Origin of the sequence: Micromonospora sp. NPDC049580 (genome assembly GCF_040675595.1) — a bacterium.
Classification (GTDB): domain Bacteria; phylum Actinomycetota; class Actinomycetes; order Mycobacteriales; family Micromonosporaceae; genus Micromonospora.
In genome coordinates, this window is the sequence record NZ_JBFAPG010000443.1 from 1 (window position 1) to 5325 (window position 5325).

At 64.8% G+C, this 5325-nt stretch carries 4 protein-coding genes; 2 read left to right on the forward strand and 2 right to left on the reverse strand.

The window, feature by feature from the left end; all coding sequences use genetic code 11:
• The first annotated feature begins 716 nt into the window (after nt 1-716).
• Entirely contained in the window at nt 717-1070 is a 354-nt protein-coding gene (locus AB0J68_RS26370) for a hypothetical protein (protein ID WP_363940918.1), read from the forward strand.
• 55 nt (nt 1071-1125) lie between these two features.
• Nucleotides 1126-3525 carry an NACHT domain-containing protein gene (locus tag AB0J68_RS26375; RefSeq protein WP_363940920.1) on the forward strand — a complete coding sequence of 800 codons (2400 nt, stop codon included), beginning with the start codon at nt 1126-1128 and terminating at the stop codon, nt 3523-3525.
• Between the two features lie 13 nt (nt 3526-3538).
• Here the strand turns inward: AB0J68_RS26375 and AB0J68_RS26380 are convergent, their stop codons facing one another.
• Together AB0J68_RS26380 and AB0J68_RS26385 are read right to left on the reverse strand one after the other, a co-directional pair.
• A complete protein-coding gene (locus AB0J68_RS26380) occupies nt 3539-4513 on the reverse strand; it encodes an acyl-CoA desaturase (RefSeq protein ID WP_363940922.1) in 975 nt (324 codons plus the stop codon).
• A gap of 71 nt (nt 4514-4584) precedes the next feature.
• Nucleotides 4585-5325 (reverse strand): cyclopropane-fatty-acyl-phospholipid synthase family protein (locus AB0J68_RS26385; protein WP_363940924.1); only part of this gene is annotated, 741 nt, incomplete at its 5' end.

Here is a 5325-nt window from a genome sequence, read left to right on the forward strand (position 1 = left end):
GACTTCGTTGACGGTGATCGGGATCAAGCCGTTCGGGCTGGTGGTGCTGGCCGCTGCGGCGGCGGCGAGGAACGCGTGTGCGGCGATGACGAGGGACGCCATGCTCACGGTCGCCACCCCGGCGAACCCGACAGCGGCATCCCCACACCGCTGGCCGGGGTGGCGGCCACCCGAGCCGACGCCGCCGGAAAGGAAGCACCACGGTGACCCAGCCGCACCGACCGCGCCGCACCGCCCACGATCACCGACGTCCTGCGGTGGCGGCTCGCCACCGACGTCGCCGCCGCCGCCCACCAACCCCACCCCGCGCAGCCCGGCCGCTGCGCCAACCTGCGCTGCGCCGGCCGGGCGTACCGTGGCCGCGGGCGCGCGACGCCCACCGCGCCTTCCAGGCCGCCACCCGTCCCCCGCTGCCCGCCCGGGGCCGGGCACGGGTTGCCGCCCCGGCTGCCCCCGCAGCCGCACAGGTCGCCGGCTGGTTTGGCCCATCCGGCCGTTGACCCCATCAGGTCGGCTGATCCCTGGACGGTGCCGCGCCTGACCAGACCTGACCTGCGGCAGGTGTAGGCGTTCGCCCTCGGCAACGAACTCAACGCGCCTCGAACGACTTGTCTATGCCTGCTGCGAGGTCATGATCGCGTGAATTGGCGGTCCGCCCTGCCGGTCACCACCCGTTTGCGGGTGGCGAAGTTGAGCCAGGCGGTCATCATATGTGAATGAGTCGAACACTCAAGGTGATCTTGGGGACAGTCTTGCTGGTTGGCGGGACGGCCGGAGTGGTGGTGCTGCTAACCAATGAAGGGCTGGACCGGGCGGAGAAGTGGGTGTCGATTGGCGGCGTGATTGCCTCCGTGCTAGCGGGCGCGGGAGGGCTGGCACTGAGCTGGTTAGCCTGGCGGCACCCGCAGGCGGGTGCCGGGGCGCGGCGGCGGGCGAAGTCACCCGGATCGAGCGTTGGGGCTGGGGGCGGTCATGGTGCCACCGGATCGGCGACACCGCGAGGTGTAGATGTTCGAGGATCGAAGGGCGTGCAGATCGGTGACGACAACACGCAGCACAACACCTTCTGATCCTGCTGACAGCGGCCGTAAGCTGCCTACCTGGTTTGCGCGGCGGCGCCACTGCATGCCTGCCAACGATACGCAAAGTGTGATCGTGTCGCACTCGCAGGGCGTCCAGATCGGCCACGGAAACCGGCAAAAGAATGTCTTTATTCGGGCCATCGTCCGCGACCAAGATGTCGACCCTTACGCTATGGCCGACCAACTCGCCATCGCAGTGCAGGCCCAGTGGCAGGACGAAGCCGGTAGGCGACGACTCAACGACCCTTACGCGCTACCTGTTTCATGGCAACCAGCCGACCAGGACCTCTTCGTAAGCTGGCCTTCAATCGTGCGGCTGGCGACGAGTGGGGGCGGCTGGCCGGACGCCGAAGCCTCGTCGAGCTGGCTTGCCGGCCCGGATCGTCTGGCCGGCAGCGACGGCTTGCTCGACGTATTCCTGCGGATACCTACGAGGCGCCTGGTGGTCTTAGGTCCTCCTGGATCGGGAAAGACCGTCCTCTTGGTCCGCCTGATTCTCGATCTCCTTGCCCGCAGGACCGGTGGTCAACCCGTTCCGGTGCTGTTCTCGCTCGCGTCGTGGAATCCCTTGGGCCAAAGTCTGTACGCCTGGATGGAGCACGAGTTACACCTGACTAACCCGGCCCTAGCCGCCAGGATGCCGCACGAGCGGTCGGTGACACGCGCACGGGCCATGATCCGTGCCGGTTTAATCCTTCCGCTGCTCGACGGGCTGGACGAGATGCCGGAAGGAATGCGGCCCGAGGCGATCACCGCGATCAACGAGGCGTTGCGGGCCGGGTCGGGAATTGTCATAGCCAGCCGGACAGATCAGTTCCGTCAAGCGTTGGGGCAGCCCGATGGCGTCGAGGTTCGCTTGGCCGGAGCGACCGGCATCGGGTTGAACCTGGTTCCTCCGACGGCCGTGGCCCAGTACCTAGAAGATTCAGCAGGGGGCAAGGCCTCAACGGCACGGTGGCAACCGGTGCGCAAGGCCCTGCACGCGCAGCCGGCGAACCCGGTCGCACAGGCTCTGTCCACTCCCCTGATGGCGACACTGGCCCGGACGCTGTACAACCCGAGGCCGAACGAGGCAGCCTCGGGCTTGGGCAACCCGGCCGAGTTGGTGTCGAGCAAGCGGTTTCCCACGAAGGCTGCCATCGAGGCGCACTTGTTCGACGGCTTCATCCCCGCGGCATATCGGCCGCCGCGGGGAGCGTCGACCCGTGAGCGGGCATACCTACAGACCGCACAGAAGGTCTTGGCGGTCGTCGCCAGAGACCTAGAGATGCGCCAAGGGGGAACATCGGACCTCGCCTGGTGGGAGCTGCGGGGCCTAGCGCCGAAGTGGCTTGCGGGGACTTTCGTAGGAATTCTGGCGGGAGGATGCGCAGCTCTGACCATTCCATGGCGTGGTTGGGGTATCGGCCTAATCGTGGCCGTGATTACCGGACTTGCCCTACGACCCCGTTTTTCCTTCGGCTGGAGTGGCCTGGGCGCAGGATTGTCCGGCGGTCTAATTGGCGGAGAACTAGCAGCGGTAATTGCATACCTGCTGTTCGGGCCCGGTGCACAGAACATCTACGTCACCGCGTTTGTGGCAGGCGGGCTGAGCGCTGCCATCTCCGTCGCACCGTTGGGGAGATTCGTCTTGGGAGTTCCCGGCGGCTTCCTCGGCAGCCTGTCGATCGCCATCTACGAACGAGCGTCCGCATTCGACGGCGTCCGGGCCGCCGTGGGAGACGGCTCCTACTTCATCAACGGGATCGCGCTAAGCCTGCCGGTGATACTGTCGGCCACCGTTCTGCGTCGACGTCTGCCAGCCAGGGGATTGCGGTGGTCTGCCGCAGGATGCGCCACAGGAACGGTGGCGGGTCTAGTATTCGGAGCCGCTATCTTCGGGCAATCCGGAGCCCGAGTTGGCGTCCCTGCATGCGTCTTGGGAGCGCTCGCTGGGGGAATCGGGGGAGGCCTATACGAGGCCGCGACACCGACAGATATTACGAAGGCAGTTTCGCCGGCGGCCGTCCTGACGCGGGATCGGGCTACTTTCTTCGCCTCGATGGCGGTCGTGCTGCCATTGGCGGCTTGTGCGGCGATCACCACGGCCATGAGTCCGCCAGACCCATTCAACGGATCACCGCAGGGCATCGGCTACGGAGTCGGCGTCGGAGTTTCGCTGTTCGTTTCCGTCGGGTTGGCCATCGCGTTCTATCAAGCGTCGTGGGGCGGTTTCGCGCTCTCCTGCTGCTGGCTTTGGATAACTAGAAGAACGCCCCTAAGGGTGATGGGCGTCCTGGAGGACGCTCACGTCACCCGAGGTGTGCTGCGCCAGTCTGGGGCTGTCTACCAGTTCCGGCATGTCGAGATTCAGCGGAGACTCGCCAACCACGTCCACGAGACGCAAGGGGCGGCCAGAGATCCAGCAGGTTTAGGCTTCCCACGCTTGCGCGGAACGAGGTAAGGGGTACCGGGGCTCACCGGCGTCCGCGTCCGACACGGTCGCGACCGATCTCATGCAGGCCGGTCAACACCCGCCGGTAGGATTCGAAGATGCCCACCTCAGTGTAGGGTATGCCCCACTGCATGCAGTAGTCCTTGACCAAAGGCCTGACCCGGCGCAGTCCCGGCACCGGCATGCTCGGAAACAGGTGATGCTCGATCTGGTAGTTGAGACCACCGTAGACGATCTCGGTCACCAGCCCTCCGCGGACGTTTCGCGACGTCATCACCTGTCGAAGCAAGAAATCATCACTCATCCAGCCGTTCAACATAGGCATTCCCTTGTGGTTGGGTGCGATCACGCCTGCCAGATACGCACCCATGAGTGCCCGATGGATGGCCATGAACGCCACCGCGCGGCCGAGCGGCATGACGGCTGCAACAGCCCACCACATGATGGTGAAATGGCCGAAGATAAGTATGAGTTCGATCACCCACAGCCGAAGACGATGTCGGACGAGTTGACCGACGTGGGTGACGTGCAGCACCACACCGGGGAGCAAGAAGAGCGCCGGCAGGAACAGGTACGCCTGGTAACGCCCCACCATCCTGCGCACCCGGCCCCGGCCGTTGACTTGCCCCTCGGAGTACATAATGAAGGCGTTCATCGCATCCGGATCACGAGCAGGGTCATTGGGGTGAGCGTGATGGCGCGTATGCCGCTTCACCCACCAACCGAAGCTGAGGCCAACACCAAGGTTTAGGTGCAGGTAGCCCCACACCCTGGTCCAACCCGGCGAGCGGGCGAGCTGCCGGTGCCCCGCGTCATGACCCACTAGGGCCACCTGACCAAACATAAAGGCAAGCGGCACGGCGACGGACAGCTGGACCCAGGGAGCTTTGACAGTCACCAAGACCATTGCGCACGAGGTGATGCCGAGCGCGTTGAGGGCTGACCGGATCGCGTAGTACAGCGGCTGGCGGGCGAAATGGCCACGCCCCTTCGCCACGTGCAGGATCTCGCGATATAGACCGGGCCGTAGGGCGGAAGCGTCTGCGGAGCTAGCCGCCGACAACGCCCTCATTCCCCAGTCCGTCCCAGGAGGATGTGATGGACGTCGAAATGGCCTGCGCGGAACGCAGCCTCGCAGCTGGCCAAGTAAAACAGCCAGGTCCTCACAAAAACGCTGTCGAAACCCAGCTCCCGAATACCGCGCTCATTTCGCTGGAACGTCTCCCGCCATATCCTCAGCGTCTCCGCGTAGTGCGGTCCGAAACTCATAATGTCGAGCACGCTGAGACTCGTGTGCTCGCGCGCGAGCGTATGCAGCGCCGGAATGCTGGGCAATTGCCACCCGGGAAATATGTATTTTGTGATCCAGTTGTGCCGTCGCTTGGACACCTCGAAACGCTCACTTTTCACGGTAATCACATGGAGGGCTATGCGGCCAGTCGGCGTCAGCACCCGGTTAAGCAGAGAAAAGAAGTCCGCCCAATTCTCCTCCCCTATGCCCTCGAGCATCTCCACGCAGATAACGGCGTCGTAGGCGCCGTTGCCACATCCGATGCTGCGATAATCCGCCATCTCGACATCGACGGCCTGCGCGAGGCCAGCGTCTCTCACCTTGTTAGCCGCATACTGGGCCTGCTGCTCACTCAGCGTCACCGTGCGGACGTGAGCATTTCTGCCCCCAGCTCTAACCGCTAGTTCTCCCCATCCGGTGCCCAACTCAAGGACCCGCGTCCCCTCCCGCACTTGGGCCAGGTCCAACAAGCGGTCAATTTTCCGCAGCTGCGCCTCACGCAACTCGATCGGCCCGGC